Annotated in this window: 28 protein-coding genes; 2 read left to right on the forward strand and 26 right to left on the reverse strand. The window is 61.1% G+C overall.

Features of this window, described 5'->3' with window-relative positions; genetic code table 11:
• Positions 1–47: 47 nt before the first annotated feature.
• The 24 genes from fliN to RIG82_01385 form a co-directional block, all read right to left on the reverse strand.
• Entirely contained in the window at positions 48–500 is a 453-nt protein-coding gene (gene fliN / locus RIG82_01270; protein MEQ9459568.1) for a flagellar motor switch protein FliN, read from the reverse strand.
• A 34-nt stretch (positions 501–534) separates the two neighbouring features.
• The gene (locus RIG82_01275; protein ID MEQ9459569.1) at positions 535–1,056 is read right to left on the reverse strand and encodes a hypothetical protein; all 522 of its coding nucleotides are present in this window, start codon (positions 1,054–1,056) and stop codon (positions 535–537) included.
• A gap of 33 nt (positions 1,057–1,089) precedes the next feature.
• Positions 1,090–1,839, reverse strand: a complete 750-nt coding sequence (locus RIG82_01280; GenBank protein MEQ9459570.1) for a flagellar motor protein MotB — start codon at positions 1,837–1,839, stop codon at positions 1,090–1,092.
• Between the two features lie 3 nt (positions 1,840–1,842).
• Positions 1,843–2,622 carry a motility protein A gene (locus RIG82_01285; GenBank protein ID MEQ9459571.1) on the reverse strand — a complete coding sequence of 260 codons (780 nt, stop codon included), beginning with the start codon at positions 2,620–2,622 and terminating at the stop codon, positions 1,843–1,845.
• Positions 2,623–2,700: 78 nt separating this feature from the next.
• Positions 2,701–2,898 carry a flagellar FlbD family protein gene (locus RIG82_01290; GenBank protein MEQ9459572.1) on the reverse strand — a complete coding sequence of 66 codons (198 nt, stop codon included), beginning with the start codon at positions 2,896–2,898 and terminating at the stop codon, positions 2,701–2,703.
• A 43-nt stretch (positions 2,899–2,941) separates the two neighbouring features.
• Positions 2,942–4,660 (reverse strand): flagellar hook-basal body complex protein, encoded by a 1,719-nt coding sequence (locus tag RIG82_01295; protein ID MEQ9459573.1) that lies wholly within the window; start codon positions 4,658–4,660, stop codon positions 2,942–2,944.
• Positions 4,661–4,702: 42 nt separating this feature from the next.
• A complete protein-coding gene (locus RIG82_01300; GenBank protein ID MEQ9459574.1) occupies positions 4,703–4,978 on the reverse strand; it encodes a hypothetical protein in 276 nt (91 codons plus the stop codon).
• An 18-nt stretch (positions 4,979–4,996) separates the two neighbouring features.
• Positions 4,997–5,629, reverse strand: coding sequence for a flagellar hook capping FlgD N-terminal domain-containing protein (locus tag RIG82_01305; protein ID MEQ9459575.1), 633 nt, complete (start codon positions 5,627–5,629; stop codon positions 4,997–4,999).
• Positions 5,629–6,933 carry a flagellar hook-length control protein FliK gene (locus tag RIG82_01310; GenBank protein MEQ9459576.1) on the reverse strand — a complete coding sequence of 435 codons (1,305 nt, stop codon included), beginning with the start codon at positions 6,931–6,933 and terminating at the stop codon, positions 5,629–5,631. Before RIG82_01310 ends, RIG82_01305 begins: the two co-directional genes overlap by 1 nt.
• A gap of 11 nt (positions 6,934–6,944) precedes the next feature.
• Positions 6,945–7,670 (reverse strand): hypothetical protein, encoded by a 726-nt coding sequence (locus tag RIG82_01315; GenBank protein MEQ9459577.1) that lies wholly within the window; start codon positions 7,668–7,670, stop codon positions 6,945–6,947.
• Positions 7,667–8,119, reverse strand: a complete 453-nt coding sequence (fliJ, locus tag RIG82_01320; GenBank protein MEQ9459578.1) for a flagellar export protein FliJ — start codon at positions 8,117–8,119, stop codon at positions 7,667–7,669. The genes RIG82_01315 and fliJ overlap by 4 nt, the downstream gene beginning before the upstream one ends.
• 26 nt (positions 8,120–8,145) lie before the next feature.
• The gene (locus RIG82_01325; protein ID MEQ9459579.1) at positions 8,146–9,531 is read right to left on the reverse strand and encodes a FliI/YscN family ATPase; all 1,386 of its coding nucleotides are present in this window, start codon (positions 9,529–9,531) and stop codon (positions 8,146–8,148) included.
• A 42-nt stretch (positions 9,532–9,573) separates the two neighbouring features.
• A complete protein-coding gene (locus RIG82_01330; protein ID MEQ9459580.1) occupies positions 9,574–10,401 on the reverse strand; it encodes a FliH/SctL family protein in 828 nt (275 codons plus the stop codon).
• 39 nt (positions 10,402–10,440) lie between these two features.
• Positions 10,441–11,475: a flagellar motor switch protein FliG gene (fliG, locus tag RIG82_01335; GenBank protein ID MEQ9459581.1), complete on the reverse strand. Its 1,035-nt coding sequence runs from the start codon at positions 11,473–11,475 to the stop codon at positions 10,441–10,443.
• Between the two features lie 21 nt (positions 11,476–11,496).
• Positions 11,497–13,140, reverse strand: a complete 1,644-nt coding sequence (locus RIG82_01340; protein ID MEQ9459582.1) for a hypothetical protein — start codon at positions 13,138–13,140, stop codon at positions 11,497–11,499.
• A gap of 100 nt (positions 13,141–13,240) precedes the next feature.
• Positions 13,241–13,546, reverse strand: coding sequence for a flagellar hook-basal body complex protein FliE (fliE, locus tag RIG82_01345; protein MEQ9459583.1), 306 nt, complete (start codon positions 13,544–13,546; stop codon positions 13,241–13,243).
• Between the two features lie 21 nt (positions 13,547–13,567).
• On the reverse strand, positions 13,568–13,972 hold the full coding sequence (flgC, locus tag RIG82_01350) for a flagellar basal body rod protein FlgC (protein ID MEQ9459584.1): 405 nt from the start codon (positions 13,970–13,972) through the stop codon (positions 13,568–13,570).
• A 16-nt stretch (positions 13,973–13,988) separates the two neighbouring features.
• Positions 13,989–14,438, reverse strand: a complete 450-nt coding sequence (flgB, locus tag RIG82_01355; protein MEQ9459585.1) for a flagellar basal body rod protein FlgB — start codon at positions 14,436–14,438, stop codon at positions 13,989–13,991.
• Positions 14,439–14,553: 115 nt separating this feature from the next.
• Positions 14,554–16,002, reverse strand: coding sequence for a sigma-54 dependent transcriptional regulator (locus tag RIG82_01360; protein ID MEQ9459586.1), 1,449 nt, complete (start codon positions 16,000–16,002; stop codon positions 14,554–14,556).
• Positions 15,999–16,904: an ATP-binding protein gene (locus tag RIG82_01365; GenBank protein MEQ9459587.1), complete on the reverse strand. Its 906-nt coding sequence runs from the start codon at positions 16,902–16,904 to the stop codon at positions 15,999–16,001. The genes RIG82_01360 and RIG82_01365 overlap by 4 nt, the downstream gene beginning before the upstream one ends.
• Before the next feature lie 5 nt (positions 16,905–16,909).
• Positions 16,910–17,401: a flagellar export chaperone FlgN gene (gene flgN, locus RIG82_01370; protein MEQ9459588.1), complete on the reverse strand. Its 492-nt coding sequence runs from the start codon at positions 17,399–17,401 to the stop codon at positions 16,910–16,912.
• A 114-nt stretch (positions 17,402–17,515) separates the two neighbouring features.
• A complete protein-coding gene (locus RIG82_01375) occupies positions 17,516–20,083 on the reverse strand; it encodes a tetratricopeptide repeat protein (GenBank protein MEQ9459589.1) in 2,568 nt (855 codons plus the stop codon).
• 161 nt (positions 20,084–20,244) lie between these two features.
• A complete protein-coding gene (prfB, locus tag RIG82_01380; protein ID MEQ9459590.1) occupies positions 20,245–21,366 on the reverse strand; it encodes a peptide chain release factor 2 in 1,122 nt (373 codons plus the stop codon).
• Positions 21,367–21,378: 12 nt separating this feature from the next.
• A complete protein-coding gene (locus RIG82_01385; protein ID MEQ9459591.1) occupies positions 21,379–22,593 on the reverse strand; it encodes an amino acid aminotransferase in 1,215 nt (404 codons plus the stop codon).
• Positions 22,594–22,788: 195 nt separating this feature from the next.
• Here RIG82_01385 and RIG82_01390 point away from each other — a divergent pair, with 195 nt between their 5' ends.
• The gene (locus RIG82_01390) at positions 22,789–23,610 is read left to right on the forward strand and encodes a prepilin-type N-terminal cleavage/methylation domain-containing protein (GenBank protein ID MEQ9459592.1); all 822 of its coding nucleotides are present in this window, start codon (positions 22,789–22,791) and stop codon (positions 23,608–23,610) included.
• A 13-nt stretch (positions 23,611–23,623) separates the two neighbouring features.
• Here the strand turns inward: RIG82_01390 and RIG82_01395 are convergent, their stop codons facing one another.
• Together RIG82_01395 and RIG82_01400 are read right to left on the reverse strand one after the other, a co-directional pair.
• The gene (locus RIG82_01395; protein ID MEQ9459593.1) at positions 23,624–24,184 is read right to left on the reverse strand and encodes a 5-formyltetrahydrofolate cyclo-ligase; all 561 of its coding nucleotides are present in this window, start codon (positions 24,182–24,184) and stop codon (positions 23,624–23,626) included.
• Between the two features lie 91 nt (positions 24,185–24,275).
• Positions 24,276–25,127, reverse strand: a complete 852-nt coding sequence (locus RIG82_01400) for a queuosine precursor transporter (GenBank protein MEQ9459594.1) — start codon at positions 25,125–25,127, stop codon at positions 24,276–24,278.
• A 157-nt stretch (positions 25,128–25,284) separates the two neighbouring features.
• Between RIG82_01400 and RIG82_01405 the strand changes: the two genes are divergently transcribed.
• Positions 25,285–25,689 carry a hypothetical protein gene (locus RIG82_01405; protein MEQ9459595.1) on the forward strand — a complete coding sequence of 135 codons (405 nt, stop codon included), beginning with the start codon at positions 25,285–25,287 and terminating at the stop codon, positions 25,687–25,689.
• Positions 25,690–25,831: the final 142 nt, after the last annotated feature.

Consider the following 25,831-nt stretch of genomic DNA (forward strand, 5'->3'; position numbering starts at 1 on the left):
CCGATGAACGCCGGCTCCGCCGGCGTGTTGGGGCGATGTTGTGGGCGTCAGGCTTCTGCGGGCTGGGTTTCCTCCTGATCCTGACGCTGGGTGAGTTCGACGGCGGCTTCCTGCGCTTCTTCGGCGAGGTTGGCGACGATTTCGCTGATGCGGATACAGAAGTTGTCGTTGAGGACGAGGACTTCGCCGCGGGCGACGAGTCGACCGTTGACGAAGACATCGACGGGGTCGCCAGCGAGTTTGTCGAGTTCGACGACGGAGCCTTCGGCGAGTCGGAGGACGTCTTCGACGAGCATCTCGGTGCGGCCGAGTTCGATGGAGCACTCGAGGTCGACGTCGCCAAGGAGTTCGATCGCGTGGCCTGTGGCGGGATCGATTTCGGTGTCGAAGTCTGGTGTTTGGGGCTGGACGATGTCGGCGATTTCATCGACCGAGGCCTGGGCCTGGGCGAGGGCGTCCTGAACGTCGTCTGCGGGATTGTTGGTTTGATCGTTGGCCATGGCGTCCTTGCCGGGGCTTGGTGTGACCGGGATGTTACCCGTCGGACCGGAACTGTGTGCACTTGGGGATGAGGACCTGCTGGATGTATGACTTTCCGGTTTCCTCATCGTTGCCGAAGCGCTCGTCGAGGGCAGCGTGGATCTGTCGTCGGAGGGTGGAGAGGTCGGGTTCGAGGAGGAAGGAGGGTTCGGCGCGTCGGAAGATGGTGGCGAGGGCGGTGCCGATCTGGGCGCGGAAGGTGTCGATTTTGTCTTCGATGATGCCCACATCGCGGGCTTTGATGACGACGTAGACCTCGGTGTCGTAGAGGTAGGCTCTGCCGGTGCGGGTGTTCTGGAACTTTTCGGAGATGACGAGCACTTCGGTGGGAAGTTCGGCCATCGCGGCGGCGTCGGCGGCCCGGATGTCGGCCTCGACGGTCTGCGGACCGGAGTTGAACCAGAAGACGCCGATGATGACGACGGCTTCGATGACCAGGACGGCGGCGACAGCGATGAGGGTCTTGATGGGCAGACCCTTTTTCGGTGTTTCCTGCTGATTGGCTTCTTCGGCCATGAGTGAACTCGGTTCTTGCTTGATGAAGTCGGGCTACGGGCCAGCGACGGCTTCTGGCTTGAGGTAATCATCGACAATTGAAGAAGAGACGATCACTTCGACTCGTCGATTGGATTGCTGGTCTTCGAGGGAGTAGGCGCGCTGGACGACGGGTTCCATGTCGGCGACACCTACGAGCCGGAAGCGATCTTTTCGGAGCTTGCCTTCATCGATGAGATAATCGAAGACGGACTTAGCCCTAGCGTAACTCAGTTGCCATAGGTCATCGTATTCGGTGTGGACGCCGGTGAGCTCGAGTCGGGCGGCGTGGCCGCGGACCATGATGAGGTTGTTGTAGCCGTGGACCTGATCGATAACGGGCTGGAGGGCGCGTTTGGCCTCATCGGAGAGCGTGGCGGAGCCGGGTTCGAAGGTGATTCGCCCGCCAACGGCGTAGAGCTCGCCATCGCGGATGGTTTTGACCGCGGGTTCCTTGCCTTCGATGCCGGGGTCATCGACTTGGGCTCGGGTGGGGGTTTTGACCTGGAAGAGCTCGATGGTTTCGAGCTTCTGGATGAGTGAGAGTTCGGGGTCGTCGTCGGTGGGGAGTTTACCGCCCCCGCCCTTCATGCCGAAGGCTTTTTTGATTTCCTCGACGACGGCCTGGAACGCGTCTTCGCGTTTGATTTCCGAGAAGGAGACGATGAGCACGAAGAAGCAGAGGAGAAGAGTGACCATGTCGCCGTAGGTCACCATCCATTCGGGGGCGCCAGCGGCTTGTTTTTTAGGTCGTTTCTTGGGCATGGCTCAGGCTGCCTTCTCTTCGTCATCGCTCATCTTGCGGAGGTGCGGCGGGAGGAAGGTTTTGAGCTTTTGTTCGACGATTCTGGGGTTATCGCCAGACTGGATGGCCATGACGCCCTTGATGATGATGGTCTTGTAAATGACTTCCTCGGCGGACCGTGTGCCGAGACGGTCTGCCATGGGTAGGGCGAAGGCGTTGGCGACGACGGAGCCGTAGAGCGTGGTGAGCAGGGCGACAGCGAGTCCAGCTCCGATGGAGGCGGGGTCGGAGAGGTCGTTGAGCATGGCGACAAGGCCGATGAGGGTGCCAATCATGCCCATGGCGGGTGCGTACTTACCCATGGCCTCGAACATGGCCTTGTTGCTCTCGTGTCGCTCCATGAGGGATTCGAGTTCGGTATCCATGATCTGTTCGATGAGTTCGGGGTCGGTGCCATCGACGGCCATCTGGATTCCGCGGACGATGAAGGGGTCATCGACGTCACGGATGGAGTTTTCGAGGGAGAGGATGCCATCGCGTCGGGCGACCTCGGCGAAGGCGACCATCTGATCGATGACGCCATCGACGGGTGGGGCCTTGTAAAAGAAGAGCCTCTTCATGGAGGGGAAGAGACTTTTGAGCCTGCTGGCAGGGGCGACGAAGAAGAGGACGGTGAGGGAGGCACCGACGACGAGTACAACGGAAGGGATATTGACGTAGGTGAGGAGGCTGCCGCCCAGGACGAGCGTCCAGAAGATCAGCAGCCATGTGCCGATAAGACCGAAGATGATGCCTAAATCCATGTCATACCCCTGGGCGCGGAGCGTCCGTCGTGATATTTATCGGAGGGTTGGGGTTGGGGAGTTGAGAGGAAGCTGAGTTCAGCTCGGGGGGAGGAGTCTACGGAGGCTGCGGCCGTATTCTACGGCGAGTTCGATGACGCGATCGAGCGACTCCTGGACGATGACGTGATCGCCGTTGATGAGCTTGATGGTGGTGTCGGGATTGGCCTCGATGGTGCGGATGAGGTCGGCGTTGACGACCATGGCTTGTCCGTTGAGTCGTGTGACCTTGATCATGGGCGTTCACCTGGTGGCGGAACGGTGTTCTCAGACTTTCTCTTTATCGGATAATGCTGAGCAGTTCGTCGAGAAGCTGGTTGGACGTGGTGATGACCCGGGAGTTGGCGGAGAACCCGGTGGAAGCGGCGATGATGTTGACGAACTCCTCGGTGAGCTCGACGTTGGAGGTTTCGAGTTGGCGTCCCATGATCTGGCCGGAACCCGCCGTGCCAGCGGTGACGATGTTGGCCGTGCCGGAGTTGTTGGAGGCTCTGAACAGCGATCCGCCTAGTTCTTCGAGCCCCTCATTGTTGGAGAACATGGCGAGGGGGACTCTTCCGAGGGTGCGGAGCAAGCCGTTGGAGAAGATCCCCTCGATGGTTCCATCGGTCGAGAGGTTGAAATCCTGGAGGGTGCCGATGGCGATGCCGTCCTGGCTGATTGATGAAAGCGAAGAGATGCCATCATTAAAGAAGCTATTGGTTGAAGAGAAGTCCAGCTCGACCTGAAGGGGCGTGCCAGCGCCGGTAAGGTCGCGATCAATGCTAATGGTGGCATTGTTGGCTGCGATGAACCTGCCATCGTTATCGAACTGGAGGAGACCTGACCCGACTCTGCGATCGAGGGATGTGTCATCTTCGGATTCAGCGAAGAAGCGCCAGGTGGTGCCACCGTTGTCTGAGTTTTCGTAGACGACGTTAAGGTTGACGGTGAGGGGTGTACCAAGGCTGTCGTAGACGACGAAGGTGGTCTGTATGGATTCGCCAATGGGCGGGTTGTTGATGTTGTCAGTGGTGAAGCTCAGGGGCGAAACGGGGGTGGCTGTTCCGTCGCCGACGACGAGGTTGGAGAGTTGCAGGTCGATGGCGTTGCCTGTGCCGTAGTTGGCGTCGATGCGTATTTCGCCTGCGGGGGTGATGGAAAGGGCTCCGCCGGGCTGGGTGGTGTCGATGCCCATAATGTCTTCGAGGAAGTCGAGGAAGTCCTGGACGGTGGTGCCGTTGTCGTCGGCGGCAGGGTCGAGGGCGGTGGTGACCTCGAAGGATTTGTCGCCGATGAGCACGCCGCCCTTACGAGCCTCGGTGATGGTCACGATGTCGGAGTCGGCGAAGATGGGTGTTCCGCCAGCAGCGGTGAACAGGGAGTTGAGCGGGGTGGCTCCGGTGATCGGCGTGGTGCCAGCGGCATCGGAGAAGAGGGGCTCTGAGAAGGTGAGCGAGCCTTGGGAGGCGATGTCGCCGCCAGCGTTGAAGTTGCCGGAGAACCGCACGTTGTCGGTCGCTTGAGCAATCGTGAGGATTCCGATGGGGATGTTGATGTTGTTGAGTTGTCCTTCGACGACCTGGAAATCGTTATCGACGGGGAAGCCTTGGACGCGAGCGCCCGAGGAGTTCACGAGATTGAACTGTTCGTCGAGGGTGAAGTTTCCAGCGCGGGTATAGAGTTGCTGGCCGTCGATATCGACAACAAAGAAGCCATTGTTCTGGATGGCCATGTCGGTGGCGACACCGGTGGGTTGGAGGGCACCGGAGTTGAAATCGCGGGTAATGGCCCCGATGCGGACGCCGAGGCCGATCTGAGCGGGATTGGACCCGCCCCGAGAGGCATTGGGCGAGGTAGCGTTTTTGAGGGTGTCCTGGATCTGAGTCTCGAACTGGAGGCGTGATCGCTTGAAGGCGGTGGTGTTGACGTTGGCGATGTTGTTACCGGTGACGTCGAGCATTCGCGACGAGCCGTTCATGCCGGAAAGGCCGGTGAAGAGGGAGTGTGTGAGGGGCATGATGAACCTCCTGGCGGGATTAACCCGGTTGTTCTTCGTTGGTCAGGCGGTGGATGGCCGCGGGTTGGTCGGTGCTTCCATCAGACGGCGTACGGAAGCGTTCTCGGTGGTGCTTAGTGCCTCAAGGAGGCGCTGGGCTGTTGGTTTGGTGGCTTGTTCTGCTTGATCCTGCTCGTTGGTTTGAGCTGCCTGCTGGAGGAGTTGGTCGAAGCTCTGGTTCTCGAAGGTCGGCGTACCAGCAGGCTTTGGGGCCTGGGTCTGACCAGGGCGGACGGCTGGTTCGAGCATCCGTAGCAGGTTGTGGCTGTCGGTGGTCACGGTGGGTGTCCGGTCGGTTTAGCTGTAACTGTTGACGTACGACGCGGGATAGGCCTTGGTGTTGCCGCCGCCAAGATCGACGTTGAGCATGAGGCCGAACTCGTTCATGAGGACGGACTCGACGGTGCCTGCGAAGCTGTTGCCTTCGGCATCGACGCCCGTGACCTCCTTGCCAGCGAGGGAAGCGCCGTTGATGGCAACAAGGTCGAGCAGCAGTGACGGGACGAGGGCCGGGTCGATGCTGCCGGGGTCCTCGATGCCCTGGATCAGGCTGCTGGAGATCTTCTCACCCGATGCGAGTGTGAAGGTGGAGACTCCATCGGCTTGCTTGACTGACGAGACTCGTCCGGTGACGACTTGTCCGTTGGCAGCGACCCCCGTGATGGTCTTCCCGATCAGGGCCGAGGCGGAGCTGAAGCTGTTCTGGTTCACAAGTGCCTGGAGGCTGTCCTGGAGCTGGTTTTGCGATTCGATGTTCTGGAGTCCGGAGAGCTGGTCGATGATGGCGGCGGAATCATTGGGCTGGAAGGGGTCCTGATTGCTCAGCTCTTCGATCATGATCTTGATGAAGTCTTCGCTCTTGAGTTCGGCGAACTGGTTGTTCTGAGTTGTGCTAGCGGCGGAGACCCCGCCTAGGCTGGCTGCTGACATCACAAGCTCCTGAGTGATGGGCGTGGTTGGGGTTCCGAGGATTCAAAGACGTTCTGGAAATCGTCGGGTGCGTTGTTGTTCTGCTGATCGTTGCGTGATCGGTTCTGGCTCTGCTGTTGCTGTCCGGGGTCGCGGGCATCGCGCTGATTCAGCGGGTCTTCGCTGGTGTTGGAGGCGTTGGACTGACTCATGCCTTGGACGGACAGGCGATCGACAGAGAGGCCTTGAGATTCGAGACCAGCGCGGAGTCGGCTGATGTCCTGGGCGAGCACCTGCCGACCGGCATCGGTTTCGGCGTGGAGCGTGGCGGAGACGGTGGTTCCGCGGAGTTCCATCTGGATGCGGACGGTGCCGAGTTCAGGTGGTGTGAGTCTGAGGGTGACGTTACCCCCCTGCTGGTTGACGGCGGAGCGCAATCCACGGTTGAGTCGAGCCTCGTTAACGCCTTGCTCGGGCTCAGCATTGAGTCGCTGGGGCGTGGAAGCGTCGATCTGCTTGGATGAAGAGGGTGCGTCGGCAAGTTTTTTGAGGAGTTGATCGGCGAGATCAGCGGCTTTGGTGGTGGGCTGCGGGGTCTCCGCGTCGGTGCGCGCTGCGGACCTCTCTGCCGCCGCGAATGAGCGGAAGCGGCCGTCTTTACCGTTGTTCTGATCGGCGTCGCCTTCGTCGCTGGCTTGCTGGTTAGTGCTCGTAGCCGTGGCGGCAAGCTGAGTATTGTCAGTTGTGGTGCTGCTGAGGTTTGTTGTGGTTGCGTTGGTCTGCTGGGTCACGGGCGCTGGTTGCTGCTGCGCCTCGGTGGGTGTGGCTGACTGAAGTTGCTGTGCGGATTGTAGTTGCGTGGCTGTAGCTAGTGCTGCGGGCTCAGTCGCTAGGGTCGCCGTCGTGCTGAGGCTTGGTGTGTTCTGGCTGACTGCGACGTTGGGAGTCTGTTGGTTGGTCGCTTGAACAGTTTGCTGTTCTTGTGTGGCGGCCAGAGCCTGGGCTGCGGTGGCGAGAACCTGTGGTGTGGATGAAGTGGCTGGTGGGGCGACGCTGATGTCTGTGCCCTTGGTCGGCTGCGCGTTCGATTCGTTTTCACTGGCTTTCTTGTCAGGCGCAGCCGTGTCCTGGGTTGTGTTCTGCGTTTCGGGTTCGGGGGTATCTTCACTGTGAGACGCTTTAGGCTGGGTGTCGGCGGTTTTGGTTTCGGCGGGTCGTTGGCTCTGCGCCTCGGGGAGCGCGAAGCTCTCGGCATCATGCTCGGTCGATCGCGTGGGGCGATCGGGGCGCGTGGGTGGGGGCAGGATGGAGGTGATCGTGCTCATGGTGATTGGGCTTAGAGGGCCGCTCCGGGTTGCGAGTTTCCGGCCATGAGGTCGGGGTCATCGACGCCGCGGTCTCGGAGTCCTCGGAGCAGATCGGTGAGTTGTGGGATATCGCCTGGGTCTTTGAACTCGCGGAGTACGGCACCGGCTTTGCGGGGTTGCATGGCGGCGAGGATGTCGATGGCCTCTTCGTTCTTGCCTTCACGGGCCATCTGATCGATGACGGACTTGACCTGCTTGGGCTGAATGGCCTCGAACATGGCAACGGCTTGTTGAAAATCGGCTTCTTCGGTGGTGCTTCGTTGTGAGAACTTGTATTGCTCGAAGGCGGCTCGCTCTTCGGTGAGCCTGGATTGCTCCCGCGCGAGCAGGCCTTTGAGTCGAGAGATCTGGTTACGAAGGTCATCGGTTTCGGTCTGGAGACGCTCGAGGCGGTGCATGGAAACGTCGTCGGCCATCTGCCTCGTGGCGAGACGTTCAGAGAGTGAGACGGGTCCGTCGGCGATGGCTTCAAGTCGGGCGGCTTGCTGCGCAAGACGGAGGGATTCCTCGGCCGCCTGAGCTTCCTCGGCTGCCTGCACCGCGGCTTCGGCGATGGTGGGCGTGAAGAGGTCGATGACCTGGTTGATCCGGTCCTCGTTGATCCGGCCGGAGGCGTAGAGCCATGCACCGGCTGCGGCAATGCCGGCGAGGTGGAGGAGGATCAGCAGAACGAATCCAAACCAGAGTGTTCTCATGACGCTGCCCTCGCTGCCATGTGCATCTGGATAGCGGCCTCATCGAGAGCGTTGTTTTCACGCAGTCGCTGGGTTCGTTTCCAATCGGCGAGGTCTTTGTCGTGAAGGTGCTGGAGGGCTTTTCTCTCGCGGGTAGCGTTGTTGAGACGACGGCGGGCCGCGTCAATGTGAGGCTGGAGTTGGGCCAGTCGCCCGACGAGTCGTTGCCCGTCGATCAGGGAGTGCGCGTTGTAGCGGCCGAACTGCGCGACGGACGAGAGATCAACACGGCCGGTGAGGCTCTCGCGAAGGTCCTGCTTGCCGCGGGTGATCTTGTGCTGCGTGCCCGTGAGCTGTTCCTGAAGGTTCTGCTGCTGTCCCACGATGTCGGCAAGGTCGCGCTGAGCCTGCTGTTCGGCCCGGCAACGCTGGTCGAGGAGGGTTTGGTAGCGGAACTCAAAGCGTGGCATGGCGGGTGCGGTTTCCTTTGACTAGGTCAGCGGCGGATGGGCGGATTGGGTGTCATGCCCGGTCGGCTGCGCCGTTGGCGGGCATGTTCGATGAGCTGGGCTAGGGCGAGAAGCTGGGCGGCGGTGGTCTTGAAATCGCCCGAGCCTTTGTTCTCGTTGAGTCCCTGTTGAAGGAGAACATCAATGTTTGGTTTGAGTTCGATAGCGAGATCGAAGTCCTGATTGTTACCGGAGGTGTAGGCACCGATGGTCAGGAGGTCTTCGACCTGCTGGTAGGCCGCGAGGAGTTTGATGACCTCGCGGCGGGCAGACTCGTGCTCACGGGAGATGACATCGATGGAGACACGGCTGACGGAACGGAGAACATCAATGGCGGGGTAGTGGCCGCGCTCAGCGAGATTGCGTGAGAGCACAATGTGCCCGTCGAGGACGCCACGGCACGCTTCGGAGACGGGGTCATCGAGTTCGTCGCCTTCGACGAGAACGGAGTAGATACCGGTGATGGAGCCGTTTTTCGAGCGTCCCGAGCGCTCGAGGAGTTTGGGCAGGTTCGCGAAGACCGAAGGCGGGAAGCCTTTGGTCGCCGGCGGTTCGCCTGCGGCAAGTCCGATCTGGCGAAGGGCCTGGCAGTACCGGGTGACCGAGTCCATGATGAACAGGACATCGGTGCCGTCGGCACGGAACCACTCGGCGATGGCGGTGGCTGCTTCGGCGGCACGGACACGCATGGGCGGGGGCTGGTCGCCAGTGGCGACGACGACGACAGATCGTGCGAGGCCTTCGGGGCCGAGCACGGCTTCGACGTAGTCTTTGACTTCGCGGCCGCGCTCGCCGACGAGGGCAATGACCGACACTTCGGCGGCGGTCTGTCTGGCCATGGTCCCAAGGAGGGTGGATTTGCCGAGTCCTGGTGGGGCGAAAACACCGATTCGTTGCCCACGGCCCAGAGGAAGCATGGCATCGACGGCGCGGACGCCTGTCGCGAGAGGTTGGTTGATGCGTGGGCGTTCCATGGCCTGTTCGGGGCTTCGTCGGAGTGGCCAGGTGCCGGAGGTATCGATGGGTCCGCGGCCATCGAGGGGTCGTCCCATCGCGTCGATGACGCGGCCCAGCAGGGCGTGGCCGACCCGGACGGTTGGACGGTGCTGGAGCGCGATGGCGTGGTCGCCAGCGCGGATTCCGCCTGAGTCGGCAAGAGGCATGGCCAGAGCGCTGGAGCGCTCAAAGCCGATGATCTCGGCGGGGATAGGCCGAGTGGAGGTGGAACGCGGCTGGATCGAGAGAAGGGTGCCAATCGGAGCGGCGAGGTCCTCGACCCTGAGGGTCAGACCGCGCAACTCTGACACGGTGCCGCGCAGTTCCTGCGGGGTGGCCTCGTCGACCAGCTTGAGTTGCTCAGCGAGAAGCGTCATCACCCCGTCTCCCTGCGAATGGCGTGCCGTGGCGTAAAAGGATCAGGATTCAGTCGAATCAGCAGGTCTCTTGTCGTCCCGATCATCAGTTGATGTTGCTGGCGCGGCGGCCTGCGTCGGGTCGAGGTCAGGAGTCTGTTCTGGGGCGTTTCCCGCTTCAAGGCCGTCATCGTGGAGTGGCGGGAGGATGGCCTCAACCATGCGAGCGACCTGCTTGTCGATGGTGGCGTCGATCTGGCCGTGGCCGAAGCGAGCGACACACCCGCCTCGGGTGATCTGCTCATCGTCGATGAGCTCGACGTGGCGGAGGTGGTTGAAGCGAGCGATAAGGTCCGGGAGGGCCGTTTCGAGCGTGGGTCGGTCGGCTGGGTTCACACTGACACTGACACGGAGGGGGCGGAGGATCTGGCTCAGGACCTCGGCGAGCTGATCCGTGATGACTTCGTCATCAACTTCGATCACGCGATGGACAAGCCTTTCAGCAAAGCGGAGCGCGAAGCCGAGCACGCTCTCGCGGGCTTCAGCCAGGAGCGTTTCGAGTTCAGAATCCCATCGTTTGCTGAGGTCGAGCCAGGATTCCTGGATGAGGGCGAGCTCTTCCTGGGCCGCGTCGAAGGCTTCACGGCGTCCTTGTTCGAGGCCGTCGGCGTGCCCGCGTTCGAGGCCATCCTGATAACCCGCCTCGACGCCCTGCTCTTCGGCCCCGCGAAGCATCTCGGCGGCCTGGATCTCGGCTTTCCGGATGATCTCGGCGGCTTTGGCTTCGGCGGCCTGGCGCAGACGGGCGGCCTGAGCGCCGATGTCGCCAAAGTCCAGGACGATGGCTTCCTTGATGGCCGGTGCCGATTGACTGCTTCTGACCACGGGCATCGGGGAACTCCTTCCGGCGTGGAGCCGGGGTGGTTTGGGTTAGACGATCAGGTCCTTGTCGCCGCCGCGGCCGGAGATGATGATCTCGCCAGCGTCTTCCAGGCGTCGGACGATGTCGACAATTCGTTGCTGCGAGGCTTCGACATCGGTGATGCGCACGGGGCCCATGTATTCCATGTCCTCCTTGATGAGCGCCGCGGCCCGGGCAGACATGTTGCCGAAGATCTTCTCTTTGAGACCTTCGCTGGCGGTGCGTAGGGCGAGGGCGAGTTCGTCGTTATCGACTTCCTTGAGCACGGCCTGGATGCCCTTTTCGTCAACGTGGAGGATGTCCTCGAAGACGAACATCAGACGCCGGATCTCTTCCACGAGGTCGGGGTCTTCGGCTTCGAGTCCTTCCATGATGCCCTTCTCGGTGGTGCGATCGACGAGGTTGAGCATCTCGGCGACCGTATCGACGCCACCGATTTTGGCAAAAGACTGGTTGAGGAGATTAGCGAGTCGCGCTTCGAGCCCGCGTTCGACTTCGGAGATGACCTCGGGGTTGGTCTGCTCCATGTTGGCGACACGCTTGACGACCTCGATCTGCTTGGCCGTCGGCAGACCAGCGAGGATCTCGGAGGCTTTGTTGTAATGGAGATGAGAGACAATCAGAGCAATCGTCTGGGGATGTTCGTCCTGAATGAAGGTCAGAAGGTTCTGGGATTCGGCCTTCTGGAGGAAGGCGAAGGGTGTCTTGCGAACCTGCTGCGAGATCTGCTGGATGATGCGGTTGGCTTCGGCAGGGTCGAGTGATTTAAGCAGCAGGTTTCGGGCGTACTCGAGTCCGCCTTCGCGGGCCCATGTGTTGGCGACAGCGAGATCGTAGAACTGCCTGAGAACACCATCACGAACCTTCGGCGGGATGTCGCCTACCGAAGCGAGTTCACGGGTGACTTCCTCAACGCCTTTGGGCGTGAGTTGCTGGAGAAGGATGCTCGAGGCTTCTTCATCGAGCGCGAGCAGCAGGATCGCGGCTTTCTTGAAGCCGTCGAGGTCTTCGATCGTTTCGATTTTTGGCTGCTGCAGCGGCATCAGAAGGTTAGCTCTTGTGGGTTACTCGTCGGTCTGGACCCATTTGTTGATGATGTGTCCGGCCTCATTGGGGTTGGCTTTAATCAGTTGACTGATCTGCTGAGCAATGCGCCGGCTGGTGAGTTCTTCCTCGTTCAGCTCGACACCGGCGAGAGCGTCTTCGGCCTCGTCGACTTCACCCACGAGATCGTCGTCATCGGGGAGATCCGGTGGGACGCCAGCAAGCTCTTCAACAGACGGCAGGACCTCGGGCTGCGTTGCCTTGCGGACCATCAGGAACATCATGAGCAGAGCCGCCCCCGAGAGCCCGACCACGCCAATGGGCCCTGCCCACTCAGCAGCCGTTGAGGCAAGAGTGAGACCCGAGTCGGCGTTGTTGAGGTTGTTCTGCGGGATCAGCGTCTCGTCGGGGATCCAGGTGACGTTGAGCAGAGGTTGCTCGGTCGCATCAATCAGCGGGCGGACCATCTGCTCGATGCGGGTGAGGTGTTCGTCAATGAGACCCTGGAGTTCTTCGGGCGCTGGAACGGTCGCTGTCTCACCTTCTGCGGGTGGGTTCTGGCTCCGGTGGAGATTGACGAAATATCCGTAAGGCACGCCGATGGCAACATTGACCTGCTCGACTTCGTAGCCGGTGAGCTGTTCCTCGAGGGTCTGGAGGAGCGGTTTCGAGTCAAACTCCGAGCGTTGAAAAGAGCGAGTGGTCTCCGTTCCGGTCCCGCCAGCCCCGTCGATTTCGAGTCCGACGTTGGACCGCGGACCGGGTTCTCCGCCAGAGGCAAAGTCACGGGAGTTGGATTCCTCGGTCTCCTGGGAGCGAAGCGGCTCGGTCTTGTCGTACTGGTTCTGGATGCGCCGGCCTTTGTGGACTTCTGAGGTTTCGACGTTGACCTCGACGATGACGCCGGTGATGTAGGCCAGGGCCCGTTCGATTTTCTCTCGGAAGCGATTGTCGTGATGCTGGCGGATTTCCAGAGCATCGGTGGCGAGGACCTCGTCATCGGCCGGGACGCGCCAGCGTTTAAGTGTGTTGCCATCGACAACGACAACCTTGTCGGTATCGAGTTCCGCAAGCGTTCCAGAGACGAACCCAGCGATGGCCGAGACGATCTCCTTGTTGACCGAGCGGCCAGCTTGCATCCAGACGGTGACGGCGGCGGAAGGCTCATCGAAGGTCTTGTCGAAGCCACGCCGCTCGGGTTGTGAGATGACGACCGAGGCACGCTGGACACCGGTCATCTTGCCGATGATCGCCCCGGCGACGCTTTGACGAGCGATGTTGAAGGCTCGTTCACCCTGCTTGTCGGTGACCCAAGGCGACTGGTTGGCCACGAGTTGGTCGAAGGCGGCGGAGACGTCGTCCGCAGTCAGATCGTTCTGGACGATAACGGCCAGAGCGTGATCGACATCGGTCTGCGCGACAAGCACTCGGTCGCCATCGATCTCGGCCTGAACCCCTGCGGCGCGGAGAGAGCGGAAGACTCGATCGGTCTGACCGGGCGCGAAGTCGAGAGCGTACTGATCAGGTGTGCCCGCGACGATAACGAGCAGCCCACTGACAACCAGCCCAAGAGTGAGCACCGTGGCGATGAGCCACCGCTGACTGGCGGTCATACCCTCGGATTGGGCGCGAATCTGCAACCAGTATCGTTTAAGGAAATCCACGAGTCGGCCTCCATGCCGAGGGCCTTAGGTCAGCCCGTTGTTGCGACGCCCTCCGGGCGTCGTGTGTGGTTCGTCTGAACCGATGCGGCTCCGCCGCGGATCAGACTCGGATCTGTTTCACCTCTTCGTAGGCGTCCATCATCTTGTTACGCACCTGCAGCAGAAGCTGGAACGCGATGTCGGCCTGATTCTTGGCGATGAGCACACGATCAACATCGTCTCGCCGGCCTGCGGTGAGGTCTTCGATCGCCTGCTCAGCGTCTTTCTGCAAGCGGTTGACCTGCTCGATCTCCTTCATCATCGCATCGCGGAACGACGAACCTGCCTCGGTTTTCGGCGCACTGGTTGACGAGATGCCGCCGCCGGGGGCTTGAGCGTTCGGGATTAGTCCGAGTGGATCGGTCATCTCACTGGGTCTCTATCGCGATCAGGCGAGGAGCCTGAGGCTGTTGCGGATCATGGATTTGGTGGCTTCGGCTGCGGTAATGTTGGCCTCGTAGGCACGGCTGGCTTCGAGAGCATTGATCTGCTCGACCGACGAGTTGATGTTGGGGTAGTAGACGTTGCCCTGACTGTCAGCGTTGGGGTGATCGGGTTGATGCCGCGCCTGGAGAGGTGACTTGTCGAGCATGATCTTGTGAACGTGCACGCCCTTGCCGGATTGGGTGGACGGGTCTCCGGGAGCAAAGACAGCGATGCGACGTCGGTAGGGATCGTACTCGCCCTGGGCGTTGTAGATCGCACCGGAGTTGGCGATGTTCGCAGCGATGACCTCAAGGCGGGTCCGCTGGGCTACGAGCGCCGAGGCCGAGGTGTTGAGTGCTCCGAACACGGGTCAAGCTCCTGGATTAAGGCCGTTCACGGATGGCGGCGCGGAGGAGGTCGAACTCACTCTTGAGCAGATCGATCGAGAGGTTGTGCGTCAGGTTGTTCTCAGCGAGCGACTGCATGGTGCGTTCGAGATCGCGGTTGTTGCGGTCGTGATAGAGGATGCCCTGATTGGACTCTGCGGCATCAAAAGAGAGACGACCGTGGCGTTCCTCGACTTGACGCGTCGAGCGGAGATTGAGGTCGCCATCGAGTGGCTTCCGAGACCGCCGACGATGATCGATGGCTCGGCCAAGCTGCTCCTGAAACATATCGGGGTCGAGATCGATGGGGCGGAAGTTGGGGGTCGAGAGATTGGCGATGTTGTGGGTCAACACCTTCTGGCGGTGTGCCGTGAACACAATCATGCGTTCGAGCGCAGGCATCGCGCCGTGGTCGAGGACGCCTTTGATCATGGACCTGGTGTTCATCACCTGGGGGGTTCTGCAACTCGTGTGCCCTGCTGCATAAGGGGCTGGCAGGCTATCGGCGTGGTCCCGCGATAACCCAGAGCGCAGGGTTTGCGCGGGGAGCGCAGTTGTTGCGCTACGCCGATTGCGCGATGAGTTGCTGCTCCTTCCACTTCTTGAGTTTGAGGCCAAGGGTGCGAACGCCTATACCCAGAGCCCGGGCGGTTTTCTGCCGGTTCCCGCCGAAGTACTGCAGGGCGTGGACAATCTGCTCACGTTCCACTTCTTCGAGGCAGCGGACGGCACTGGCACCAGGCGTCGGCATCGAGCTTGGCGGCATCGAGAAAGGGGGTGCCTCACGTGGATCGGCAGGCGTGTGGGGAGGCACGATCCGGGGCGCTGCAGGCCCAGGCGTCGATAGCCAGGGCTGGATCAGATCGGCCTTGACGACCCCGCCTCGGGTAAGCACAGAGGCCCGCTCGCAGATGTTCTGCAGTTCACGAACATTGCCGGGCCACGGGTAGTCGCGGAGGACGGACATGGCAGCCGGGTCGAGGCGTTTGGGTTCGCGGCCTTCGCGCAAAGCCACTTGCGCAAGAAAATGCTCGGCCAGCAGGGGGACATCCTCGAGCCGATGCCGCATCGGCGGAATTTCGATGGGCAAAACATTGAGCCGGTAATACAGGTCCTGGCGAAACTGGCCGGAGGCGACGGAGTGACGCAGGTCCCGGTTGGTTGTCGCGAGCACACGAACATCGACGTGCAGTGAGGTGCTCGAACCAACGCGCTCGAACTGGCCTTCCTGAAGAACACGGAGCAGTTTGGCCTGAAGCGTCGGAGAGATCTCGGAGATCTCGTCGAGAAGTAATGTCCCGCCATCGGCAAGCTCGAACCGCCCTTTACGAAGCTGCTCAGCACCCGTGAAGGCTCCTCGCTCGTGCCCAAACAGTTCGCTCTCGAGCAAGCTGCTGGAGAGGGCGGCGCAGTTCACGCAGAGCATGACCCGATCACGACGCGGGCTGTGGGCGTGGATCGTTCGAGCAACAACCTCCTTGCCGGTACCCGATTCACCCGAAATCAGCACGGTCCCGCTTGAGTTGGCGACCTGATGGATCTGCTGGGCGAGACGTCGCATCTCGGTGGACTTCCCCACGAGTGAAGGAGCGAAGTCGGCTCGCGTGTCAGACATGCTCCGCAGGGCTTCGTTCTCGGAGGCGAGTTGACGGTGCTGGACGGCGCGACGCATGACCATGACGAGCTGATCGCCTTCAAACGGCTTCTGGATGAAGTCGAACGCACCCTCGTGCATGGCGGCAACAGCGTCGGAGACGGTGCCATAGGCGGTCATCAGGACCACCGGCAGGCCAGGCTCGACGCGACGCAGTTCGCCCAGGAGAGCGAGCCCGTCCATCTCAGGCATCTTGAGGTCGGTGATGACGGCAGAGGGGCGGTGCTTGCCGACCTGAGTGATGGCAGCCTGCCCGTCGTTGGCGGTCACGACCGCGTAGCCAGCCCGCTGAAGCGTGGCGGCAACCGAGTCGCGCATGATCTGTTTGTCGTCGACGACGAGGATTTTCTGGGTCATGCCGCTTCAGCCCCCAGTCCCTGGGCGGTTTCGGCAGGCCTCGGGATCGTGCAGGTAAAGACAGCGCCATTGTCGTTGTGCACAGTGATGGACCCGTTGTGGGCATCAATAATGCGGTGGACGATGGCGAGCCCCAGGCCGGTGCCGGTGTGTCTGGTGGTGAAGAAGGGGTTGAAGATACGGTCAATCAGTTCACGATCGATGCCGGGACCAGTGTCACGAATCGTGATCCGGTCGTCGCCCCCAAGCGTGCGGACCTTGATCGTCAGGTGTCTTGGGACTTCAGACTTGGCCATCGCTTCGGTAGCGTTGCGGACAAGGTTAAGCAGCGCCTGCTGGAGCAGAGCGCAGTCGGCGAAGACTTCGCCAGCGCATGGCTGATCACAATCGATGTCTACGGTGATGTCGGCGGCCTTGATCTCGTGACGATGGGTGTTGATGGCCTGATTAATGAGCGATTCGATATCGACCCAGGTCTTGCGGGCCTGGATGTCACGGGCAAAATGCAGGACATCGTGAACGATGCCGTCGAGTGAGCGGACCGCGTCGGCGATGCGGGTCACATTCTGCTGAACGCCCTCAAGGTTCTGATGACCCCCCTGCTGGAGGTCTTCAAGCGCCATGTTCGCGTAAAGGCCGATCCCGCCAAGCGGGTTGCGGATTTCGTGCGCGATGCCAGCGGCCATCTCGCCCAGCGCCGAGAGCCGGCGGCTGCGCTGGAGTTGGGCATTGGTGCTGGCGAGTTCACGGCGAAGGCGTGTGACCTCGGATTCAAGCCGAGCGTGGCTCTCGGCGACCTTGTCGGTCACCTCGTTGTAGGCGCGGATGATCTGCGCAAGGTCATCAGGAAGGATGGGCTTGTCGACCTGCTGCTGGTTCTGGAGGGTCGCCTGGTCACGCATCGAGGTTATCCCTGCTTGTCAGTAAAACGGCTGCTGGACGGAAGATTGGCGGGCGGCCGCTGGCTGGTGCCCTGATAGGCACGTGTGGCCTGAGTGGCCATGCTGTTGCGACCGAGTTGCTTGGAGACGCGACCCCTCGCCTGTTGAAGCCTGTCGCCATCGGCTCGGTCACGGGCCATGATGCTCCGCATCAACTCATCGGTTTCGTCAAGCAGGCCACGAAGACGCTCGCGATCGTCCTGCTCGAGCGAGGCTCGGACGTCATCCCACGACTCACGGAACGGCCGAAGCGACTCGGCGATGATGCGAAGGTCATCGAGGATCGTCTGGCGGCGCGAGAGCACCATCAGCAACTTGGCGGTGTCGCCAGCGTCGATGAAACGCTGCTGCTGCTCAGACAGCGACCCCAAAGACTGGTAGAGATCCCGCTGCCGCACCACTAGATCTAGTAGTGCTTGCGGGTCTTGGGTGTCGAGATGGGGTGTCTTCGTGGTCATCCTGACCGTTCCAATCCATAACGCGGGCGTCCTGCCCGTGATCTTCTTCGGTTGATGAAGGTCCGATAGCTGAAGAATTTATGGATGCAGGCTCTGGCGTGAACGCGATTTACGCTAACGCGCGCTGGCCTGCCCGCCAAGGAGCTCGAGTTCGGAGGTCCACCGGAGCCAGTCTTCCCAGTGCTCGCGGGTCATCGGGAGCGAAGGATCATCGAAAGCGTCATCGGGCATGCGCTCGAGTTGCCAGCGGGCCTGATCGTTGGCGACCCGGGCCTCCTGGAACTGACCGAGTTCGCACCGGGCGTTGAAGATCTGGACCAACGCAACCAGCGACGCCGGATGATTCTCCCACCGTCGGGCGGCTTCCCCATAGAGCGCGATTGCGGTCTCGAACTGCCGACGATCAAAAGCGCAATCCGCCTGATAGAAATAGGCGTTGCGGAGATAAAGCCGTTCAATAGGAGAGAGAACCTGATCCACGCGGGACTCCAGGTCCTCGATCACCATGTTGTACAGATTCTGGGCGGCTTCGAGTCGCCGGTTGCGTTCAGCGTGCTGCGCGACCTTCTCACGCTGGGTGACGGGCCCGAGGTCCTCTTCGAGGGCAATGACCGATTTTCGGTAGCTGTCGGCGAGAAGATACCGGAGTCGTGCGCCCTCAAGGCTGCTGCCGTAACGTTCAACAGCGGCTTCAAGCTGCTCGATAGCGTCGACATAGTGATCGGGCTCGTTCTGACCAAGTCGGTAGTAGAGCGAGCCGAGCTCGATAAGCGCTTCGCGGTACTGATCACTCTCGGGCGTGATCGCTTCGTGGTCTTCAAGGACCGAGCGCAGGGTCCGCAAAGCAGCATCGTTGCTACCCACAGCCGTGTAGGCCTGGGCCAGTGGCACAAGGACTCCAAACGTCTGAAAACCGGTCGGATGCTGCTCAGAGAGGTTTAGGAACTGATCGATCGCGGCCTGATACTCGCCCGCAGCCATGAGAGAGCGACCAAGACGAGCCATAGCCTGGTGCCGGCGTGCGTCTTCGGGTCGGGTATCGACGTACTCGGCGTAAACAGAGATGGCTTCGGTCCAAAGTTGCGCACGGTCGTAGCAGATGCCCGCTCGCCAGAGACTCACGCCATGGGCCTGGTTGTCCGAGATCGTGACGAGCCGAGCGTGCTGGTGGTAGTTGGCCGCGGCGTTGGCAAAGTGCTGAGCCGCCTTCTGATTGGCAAGCCGAGCGGCATCAGGCGTAGGCCCGGCGGTCAGGGTATCAGCGTAGGGATCAAGCGATTCGGCGTAGGCGCGTTGCTGCTCGCCAATCCGTTCGTGCGTGACGGCGAGGTCGAGAACGATCGGAGCGGGCATGACCTCCCCGTAGAGCGGAGCCATCAGCATGAGGAAGTCGAGTACGGTGTCGTACTCATCAAGGTCAGCAAGGTAATCGACATGCGAGCGCACGACATCAACGAGCTGGGTTCTTCGCGGGTCATACGGCTGGCCGTACTCGGCGAGCCACGCCACGGCCTGGCCGAGAATCTCAAGGGCCTCAGGGTAGGCCCCCATGCGGGCTTCGACATCACCCCGACCGATGAGCGCGTCAACGAACACCGGCTCGGAGGGAAACTCACGGATGACGGTGGAAAACGACGCCATCGCGGTCTGGAGGGCGTCGGGTCCGCCTTCGATCAGAGCTATTTCGCCTAGGCGTAGGTGGATCTCGGCATTGAGCGGGTCGCTCTCGTCAATACGTTGCTGCGCAAACCGATAGAGGCGATCAGCACGCTCAAACTCGGGGGGTGATTTAGACTGATAAGCTCGAGCAAGCTTGATGATGATGGGCGCGAGGTCCTCATCGCCACCCGTAGCCATGAGCCGCTGATAGTGACGCAGTAGGAAATCAATCGCCGCAAGAGCGTCGCCGGTTTCGAGCAGAAGCTCGGCTTCGACTGAAGTAACCCAGATCTCCGCAGCGCGTCGCTGTGCCGTGTCGAGTTCCTGACGCGCTTCCTCACGATAGCGATTGATCAAGGACACCATCGCGGCTTCCCGGCGGGCAGTCTCGCTCGCCATCCGTCGTTCGATAAGCCTCCGGACCTGTTCGAGGCGCTGCTCAACCGGTGCCTCGGTCATCCGATCGATGGTGGTCAGTGCATCGGACTCCCGGCCAAGCGCGGCGTAGGCGTGGGTGAGTCGTCGAAGCGTTCCCATCGTCAGAGGTTGGCCGAGCTGCTCAGCGTCACGATAGTGACCAATGATGCGCCGCCACGTTGCACGCGTCTGCTCAGTATCGACCTGTATCGGGGTCGCCGAGCGCAGGTGCTGATAAAGCAGATCGCCGTTGTATTGATCGATGCGAGCGCGTTCGACGGCGGTAGCGCTCTGAGGCGCAACCTGCTCGATCTCCGCGAGGAGCTTCTCGGCTTCGTCCAGATTCTCGGCAACGAGATAGTCGCGCGTCGAGTCAAGGGCGGCAGCAAGATCATGATCGACCTCTTCGGGCAGCGCAAGGTAGACGCTGAGCGCCAGCAGACCCATACCCAGAAGCAGTGCAGGGAGTTGCCAGACCTGAGACCAACCCACCGGCTCCGGGACCGATTCGTCGATCGCGTCGGGCCCCGCCTCTTCGGCCCGAGTCTCGGGCTCGTCCTCGGCGAACTCGTCTTCCAGGTTGAGGTCGTCATCGGGTTCTGGCATGGCGTGCTCAATCGGAGGGATCGCGCCCCGCGACCATCGCGGACAGGTAGATTATCGGCCGTTGACGCGTAAGCCTTGAGGAAACAAGGGGTAATGTTCAGATTGGACCATCGAGCGCAAAGCCACGGCGCATCGGTCACAACCCATTGCGGATCAAGCTGTTAAGTAGCCGAGCCAGTCGCCTGCTTGGCGCGGCGGCGGAGTTCAGCGTCAATGAAGCCCTGGAGCCGTCCATCGAGAACGTGCTGGGGGTTCGGCTCCTCGTAGCTCGTTCGATGGTCCTTCACGCGGTTGTCGTAGAAGACGTAACTGCGGATCTGAGTGCCCCAGCCCATCTCGACCGCCCCGCCAGTGGCCTGCTCCAGCTGTGCAGCACGCTTCTCCTCAGCAAGCACCTCGAGCTTGCCACGCAGGATCGACATCGCCTGCTTCTTGTTCTGTTCGAGCTTGCGCTCCGCTGAGGTAACGATCATGATGCCGGTAGGCTTGTGGACTAGGCGAACGGCGGTGGCGAGTTTATTGACGTTCTGACCGCCGGGGCCGGAACTCCGGGCGAAAGGCGTGATCTCCAGGTCGTTGTCCGGAATTTCGACGCCGCCAGTGTCAGGAAACTCGGGAATCACATCGACCATCGCGAAGCTGGTCTGCCGCTTGCCCTGGGAGTTGAACGGCGAGACCCGCGCAAGTCGGTGAGTCCCTCGCTCGGCAGAGAGATAACCGTAAACCAGAGGCCCTTTGATGTAGAGCGTGACATCCTTGAGGCCGGCTTCCTCCCCATGAGTCTTGCCGACTTCGGTGATATCCCAACCCTGCTGCTCAGCGTAGTAGACATACATCCGCATGAGCATCTCGGTCCAGTCCTGAGCCTCGGTCCCGCCTTCGCGGGAGTACACACTCAGGTAGCAGTTACGGCTGTCGTGCTTCCCGGACAAGAGCGACGTGAGTTCGAGTTTCTCAAGACGCTTCTCCATCGCATCGATCTGGCCATCGACTTCGCCCTTGGCGTCCTGATCGCCTTCATCAACCGCCATGTCCCAGAGAAGCCCCATCTCCTCGATGTCGTCAGCCGCATTATTAAGAGGTTCGATCTGGGCCTTGATAGCCTTCAGTTCAGTGACGACCTCGTTCGCCTTGTCAGGCTTGTCCCAGAAGGTGGCCTCACCCATCATGGCTTCGAGTTCGCCAAGCCGCTTGGTCTTGGCGTCGGCGGAGAGCGAATCGCGGATGGATGCGATGCGCTCTCGAAAGTCCTGGATAATGCTGGGGATATTGTCGTGCTGCAAAGGGAAAAATCCTCAGGCGATCGCCTGGCTGGTGACGGCGGCGATCGCATCGCAGAGCCGATCGACGTTCTGTTCGGTAATGCCCGCGACGTTGATCCGCCCCGAGCCAACCATGTAAATGGCGTGCTCAGCACGAAGCCGCTGGACATGCTCTTTGCTGAGCCCAGAAAACGAGAACATGCCCTTCTGGGTCGTCAGGAAGCCGTTGCCAGAGGCCGCGAGTTGCGTGCCTCGCTCCTCGAGACCCCGGCTCAGTAGCTCACGCATCTTGTTGATACGTTCGCCCATGGCAGAAAGCTCGCGATTCCACTGGGCTTCGAGTCCCGGGTCGCCAAGCACAGTGCTGACGATCGCAGCACCATGGCCCGGCGGGTTGGAGTACATCCTCCGAACGATGACCTTGAGCTGCGAAAGCACAGCCCGAGCTGACTCACTGTTCTGAGCTACAGCCGTCAGCGCACCGACACGCTCGTTGTACAGGCCGAAGTTCTTGGAATAACTAGAGCAGATGAGCATCTCAGGGCAACGCTCAGCAACCGCAAGCAGCCCCGCATTGTCCTCATCAAGGCCATCTCCAAAACCCTGATAGGCGAAGTCAAACAGCGGCAGCGCACCGCGCTCGGCGACGAGATCGGCGATGACTTTCCAATGTTCAAGAGTGGGATCAACCCCGGTGGGATTGTGGCAACAGCCGTGCAGCAGGATCGCGTCGCCGGGTCGTGCTTTGGCAAGAGCCGAGGTCATCGCGTCGAGGTCGAGCCGCTGATGCTCAGCGTCGTAATAAGGATAGATCACCTGTTCAAGGCCAGCCGCATCAAAGATCGGACCGTGGTTGGGCCAAGTGGGGTCAGACAACCAGAGCCGGCTACCAGGATGAACCGTGCGCAGATACTCACCAGCAATGCGCAAAGCCCCGGTACCGCCCGGGGTATGGAGCGTCGCGGCCCGGCGGTCGGTGTGGATGGGGCTCTCGGCAGGGAACAGCAAACCCTTTACTGCGGCAGCGAACGACGGACTGCCATCGATCGGGAGATAACTCTTGGTCTTTTCGGTGTCCAGGAGAGACTTCTCCGCGGCCTTGACTGAGGCCAGCACCGGCGTCTGGCCCGAGGCATCCTGATAAACACCCACGCCCAGATTGATCTTGGCGGGGTTGGGATCGGCCTTGAAGGCGTCGGTCAGGCCCAGGATGAGGTCGGGCGGGGCGGCCTCGACATGCTCGAACATCACTTGTGCTCCGTATCTGGGGGCGCTGAAAATCGCTGGACGCGATCAGAATCGATCATCGTATCCGCTGCGCGATGATCCTGTCAGCCGGGCCCTCGGCAGAATCCTTGCCACGATCGTGCAACTTTGGGGGTTGGGCTGCGTCAGTAAAGGAGTATGATATTGGAAGTTTATGACCCTTCTTTAGGGGGATCGATGATGTTCCGCCAACCCAATCGACAAACCGGTTTCACCCTGATCGAGCTGCTGGTCGTGATCTCCATCATCGCGATCCTGATGGGGATGCTGCTGCCGGCCCTCGGCTCCGCCCGCGACTCCGCCAAGGCCATGACCTGCATGAGCGACATGCGCCAACTGGCCGTGATGGTCAACGTCTTCGCCGTGGACTACCGCGACAAACTCCCCGCAAACAGGGTGATCACAGGCAACGGTGAGCACGTCACATGGCGCCAGTGGATGGTTCGGCTGGGCTACGCCTCCGACGAGGAAGCGTGGGTCTGTCCGGCGCCCGCACCACTCGGCGCGACGAATGAAATAGGCAACACAGACCAGTTTACGACCTGTGTCGAGGACATCACGAGCAACTACGCCTACAACGGCTCGGCGTTCTGGGGAACCAAGTCATCAAGCCCCGGGACCGACAAATCGCTCGTCCAGATCGAGCGCCCCTCGCACACGATCCTGCTGATCGAGACCCAGGCAATCTTCCCCGACCTGGGCATCTGGATGGCGAGCTACCGGACCGATGAGTTCGGCAACCGGGATTTCGGCGGGCCACTCGGCGCCTTCGGCTACTGGCACAACGGGCTGGGAAACTGGATGCGCGTCGATGGCTCGGGCTTCCGCATGAGCTTCCGCGACACGCTGATCGGCGACTGCATGTGGCACAACGGCCAGGAGCGCGTCGCACTCGAAGACCCCGACGGTGACGGTGTCGATAACTCAGTTCCACGGATCCACGACCACCCGGAGTGGGTCACACAACTCGCCCCGGTCTACGCAGGCAACTGGAACTAGAACCAGCCCAACCTCACACCCGAATCACCCGCTTCTCAGTCACCAGAATCCTGACCGGATGGTCCGTCGATTCAGTCGGCAAGGTGTCAAGAACCTGAGCCTCGAAGGCGACCCCGATGGCCAGAGTGTCCGGGTGACCAGCGAGAAAGCGATCGTAGTAACCCCCGCCACGGCCCAGACGTTCACCCGCAGGACTAAAGGCAAGGCCCGGCACAAGCGTGATGTCGGGCTCGACATCAAGGGGAATCCGCGTCTGCGGCGCAGGAACCCCGAAACGGTCCGGGTAGAGGTCATCCAGATCGTGCAGAAGATGCGGGATCAACTCTTCACCCGCGACGACCGGCACAGCGACCGTCTTGCCCTGCTCCAGAAGCTGGTCGAGCAGCCGGTGAGTCGCAACCTCTTCCTGGAACGAGACATAGGCAAAAACCGTGTCGGCTTCAGCTAACTCGGGCAGTTCGAGCAGCCGCCGGCGGATGGCGGCAGAGGCGTCCAGCCTCGCGACGGGATCAAGGCCACTGAGGGTCTGGCGGGCGCTGCGTCGGAGCTGGGCCTTCGGGATCGGAGCACTCATGGTGGTCAAGGTTATCGCCTCGGTAGGACTGCGGGTTGGTCAGGAATGACGGGCTTGGGAGGTTTGGGGTAATCGAAGCGGCCTGACAGGGTTACGAGTCCCTCAGGCCATGGTGCTCGACGCGCGGGTCGAGACGGAGGTAGCGGCTCAGGATCGCACTGGCCGCGTAGATAAGTGGCGTATCGATCGCGGCAATCGCTAACTTAAAGACATACCCCGTCGCGATGAGCAGCCAGAGTTGGGGCCAGATGGGCTGGTCGTTCTGGACCGGTAGGGCGTGGGCGTAAAAATGGGTGATCGTGATCACCGCGAACGTGTCAACCATCTGGGAAACCATGGTCGAGGCATTATTCCGCAACCACAGATGCCGACCCCGGGTCAACCGCTTCCAAAAGTGAAACAGATAAACGTCCACGAACTGAGCCGCCATATAAGCCACCATCGACGCGAAAACCGCCCCATACGTCAGCGTCTGGACGTGAAAGAACGTCCAGCCCCCGCCATCCTGATACGACCCTTTATCAGCGTTCCACAAGGGCAGAGGAGGGTACCCCGTGGCCGGATCGATCGGCTCAAACCCTGGCAGCGAAGCCCCGATCCAGAGCACCGCCAGCACCCACAAATTAAGAATAAAGCCCACCATCACCACCGCGTTCGCGCGGGCCCGGCCATAAAACTCCGAAATCAGGTCGGTGCAGAGAAACGTCAGGGGGTAGGGAAGGACGCCGACAGCGACCGCAAACGGGATCTCCCCAGGAATACCCCAGCTTAACCCCGTGCCCTCAGTCCACGAAGCAAGCACAATAAACCGGGTGATCCCCAGAAGATTGAGCATCGTCAGCGTGCCCAGGAAGAGCCCCGCAAGCACAAGAAACACCATCTCCCTCCGCTCACGCAACGCAGGATCAAGAACCTGACCATGACCAGGGCTTACGGATGTCATATGCCCGGATCGTAGACGCAACGCCGTCCTGGGACCATCGTCTTGGGAGGAACCCGCTTAGGCCCATGACGTTTTTGGGGCTATACTGTTCATCTGCCCATTGGGTGGCCGATTCGATAGATGTGAACGGATCGACAGCCTCGCAGGTATCCCCACTATGCCGTCAACGGACCTGATCTCGATCGCTCGCAGTTCTCGCTACAGCCTCGAAGCCTTCATCTTCGTGCAGCGCGGACTCGACTACACGGTGCGTCAGCATCACGGTCAGCCAGAAACCGAAGACGACCTGACCGACCCGATGCAGTCGACCCGGCACGTCAGCGGGCAGCAGTTGTGCTTGGGATTGCGCGACTTCGCCCTCAAGGAGTACGGCCTCCTCTCGCGGACCGTGCTCCGCCAGTGGGGAATCACCTCGACCGGGGACTTTGGCAACATCGTCTTCGAAATGGTCGAGTCGGGAAACATGCACAAGACCGATGAGGACAATATCGAGGACTTCGTGGATGTCTACCGCTTCACCGAAGCCTTCGCACCAACCCTCGAACTCACCCGCACCGTCTGACCCTGCCCACAAAGCAAACACCGTCCGATGTAGTGCCCGAGTGGCACATTGCACGCCAAAGGCGTGCTGTGTGAGATCACCAAAACCCGTAGTCAGCACATCGACAACCCACCTCGTCTGAAATGAGAACGCGCTGAACTCC

The sequence above is a fragment of the Phycisphaeraceae bacterium genome (assembly GCA_040222855.1).
GTDB lineage: Bacteria > Planctomycetota > Phycisphaerae > Phycisphaerales > Phycisphaeraceae > Mucisphaera.

Bases quoted from the DNA above. Each gene is read 5' to 3' on its own strand.
- RIG82_01360 (MEQ9459586.1), bottom strand. From the start codon at position 16,002: ATGACCCAGAAAATCCTCGTCGTCGACGACAAACAGATCATGCGCGAC.
- RIG82_01290 (MEQ9459572.1), bottom strand. From the start codon at position 2,898: ATGATCAAGGTCACACGACTCAACGGACAAGCCATGGTCGTCAACGCC.
- fliJ (MEQ9459578.1), bottom strand. From the start codon at position 8,119: ATGCCACGCTTTGAGTTCCGCTACCAAACCCTCCTCGACCAGCGTTGC.
- RIG82_01385 (MEQ9459591.1), bottom strand. From the start codon at position 22,593: ATGTTCGAGCATGTCGAGGCCGCCCCGCCCGACCTCATCCTGGGCCTG.
- RIG82_01395 (MEQ9459593.1), bottom strand. From the start codon at position 24,184: ATGAGTGCTCCGATCCCGAAGGCCCAGCTCCGACGCAGCGCCCGCCAG.
- flgN (MEQ9459588.1), bottom strand. From the start codon at position 17,401: ATGACCACGAAGACACCCCATCTCGACACCCAAGACCCGCAAGCACTA.
- RIG82_01305 (MEQ9459575.1), bottom strand. From the start codon at position 5,629: ATGTCAGCAGCCAGCCTAGGCGGGGTCTCCGCCGCTAGCACAACTCAG.
- RIG82_01280 (MEQ9459570.1), bottom strand. From the start codon at position 1,839: ATGCCCAAGAAACGACCTAAAAAACAAGCCGCTGGCGCCCCCGAATGG.
- RIG82_01375 (MEQ9459589.1), bottom strand. From the start codon at position 20,083: ATGCCAGAACCCGATGACGACCTCAACCTGGAAGACGAGTTCGCCGAG.
- fliE (MEQ9459583.1), bottom strand. From the start codon at position 13,546: ATGACCGATCCACTCGGACTAATCCCGAACGCTCAAGCCCCCGGCGGC.
- flgB (MEQ9459585.1), bottom strand. From the start codon at position 14,438: ATGAACACCAGGTCCATGATCAAAGGCGTCCTCGACCACGGCGCGATG.
- RIG82_01295 (MEQ9459573.1), bottom strand. From the start codon at position 4,660: ATGCCCCTCACACACTCCCTCTTCACCGGCCTTTCCGGCATGAACGGC.
- RIG82_01365 (MEQ9459587.1), bottom strand. From the start codon at position 16,904: ATGCGTGACCAGGCGACCCTCCAGAACCAGCAGCAGGTCGACAAGCCC.
- RIG82_01325 (MEQ9459579.1), bottom strand. From the start codon at position 9,531: ATGACGCTTCTCGCTGAGCAACTCAAGCTGGTCGACGAGGCCACCCCG.
- fliN (MEQ9459568.1), bottom strand. From the start codon at position 500: ATGGCCAACGATCAAACCAACAATCCCGCAGACGACGTTCAGGACGCC.
- RIG82_01405 (MEQ9459595.1), top strand. From the start codon at position 25,285: ATGCCGTCAACGGACCTGATCTCGATCGCTCGCAGTTCTCGCTACAGC.
- RIG82_01315 (MEQ9459577.1), bottom strand. From the start codon at position 7,670: ATGAGAACACTCTGGTTTGGATTCGTTCTGCTGATCCTCCTCCACCTC.
- RIG82_01390 (MEQ9459592.1), top strand. From the start codon at position 22,789: ATGATGTTCCGCCAACCCAATCGACAAACCGGTTTCACCCTGATCGAG.
- RIG82_01275 (MEQ9459569.1), bottom strand. From the start codon at position 1,056: ATGGCCGAAGAAGCCAATCAGCAGGAAACACCGAAAAAGGGTCTGCCC.
- RIG82_01285 (MEQ9459571.1), bottom strand. From the start codon at position 2,622: ATGGATTTAGGCATCATCTTCGGTCTTATCGGCACATGGCTGCTGATC.
- RIG82_01310 (MEQ9459576.1), bottom strand. From the start codon at position 6,933: ATGAGCACGATCACCTCCATCCTGCCCCCACCCACGCGCCCCGATCGC.
- RIG82_01400 (MEQ9459594.1), bottom strand. From the start codon at position 25,127: ATGACATCCGTAAGCCCTGGTCATGGTCAGGTTCTTGATCCTGCGTTG.
- fliG (MEQ9459581.1), bottom strand. From the start codon at position 11,475: ATGCCGCTGCAGCAGCCAAAAATCGAAACGATCGAAGACCTCGACGGC.
- RIG82_01330 (MEQ9459580.1), bottom strand. From the start codon at position 10,401: ATGCCCGTGGTCAGAAGCAGTCAATCGGCACCGGCCATCAAGGAAGCC.